1 protein-coding gene is annotated in these 987 nt (G+C 63.7%); it reads left to right on the top strand.

All coding sequences use genetic code 11. The features are described 5' to 3' along the window. Nucleotides 1-276 precede the first annotated feature (276 nt). Nucleotides 277-987: Dyp-type peroxidase (locus EOA29_RS37870; protein WP_127222482.1), on the top strand; the 711-nt coding region annotated here is incomplete at its 3' end.

Raw genomic sequence — 987 nt, 5'->3', positions numbered from 1 at the left:
CACCAGCGCCGCGCACAGCACCAGCACGAACAGGCCACCGAAGATCACGAACAGGCGTGCGAGCATCTGCTCCAGAGCGTAGGATTAAAGTCAGCCGCACTCTACCCGCATCCGCGTGTCGATAAAGAGGCAATTCGCCGGTGTCGGCGCGCAATCGAGAGCAGCATCCGCGGTTGCGCGATCGCTCGCGGTCGCGATATCTTTTTGGAGCACACGCTACCCCGAGCGGCCAAGCGCCGGTCGCGATCATCCCCACCGAAACGCGGAGCATTCCCGATGTCAGGCAAGAACTGGGACAGGGTCCCGATCGATGCGCAAAGCGTCGATGCTCCGCTGTCGCTCGCCGCGGTTTTTCTCGTCGTCACGGTCGGCGGCGATAGGGCGGCGCTCTCGAAGGTGGCCTCGGTGCTCGGCCAGCTTGACGATCTCGTCAAGAATGTCGGCTTCCGTGACCTGTCCGGCCGATTGTCGTGCATCGCCGGCATCGGTCACGAGCTATGGGCGCGTCTCTCACCGGACGGGCGGCCGCGCGAACTGAAACCCTTTGCGCCGATCGACGGACCGGTCCATTCGGCGCCATCCACGCCGGGCGATCTCCTCTTCCATATCCGTGCTGAACGCTCCGACATGTGCTTCGAGTTCGAACGCATCCTGCTCAGCAGCCTGGGTGGCAGCGTGACGGTCGTCGACGAGGTCACCGGCTTTCGCTATTTCGACGCGCGCGACCTGCTGGGCTTCGTCGACGGGACGGCCAACCCGACCGGCCTCGACCTGCCGGCTTCGGCCCTTATCGGCGACGAGGATGCCGATTTCGCCGGCGGCAGTTATGTCGTCGTCCAGAAATATCTGCACGATCTCGGTTCCTGGGCGGAAACGCCGACGCATGTCCAGGAGGAGATCATCGGCCGCACCAAGATCGACAACATCGAGATCGATGACGACGACAAGCCGCGCAAGTCGCACAAGTCGCTCGCCACGATCGAGGAC

This window comes from Mesorhizobium sp. M1E.F.Ca.ET.063.01.1.1 (assembly GCF_003998155.1).
GTDB lineage: Bacteria > Pseudomonadota > Alphaproteobacteria > Rhizobiales > Rhizobiaceae > Mesorhizobium.
The sequence above is the reverse complement of the archived record's forward strand: the minus strand, read 5'-3'. Positions and strand labels throughout refer to the sequence as shown.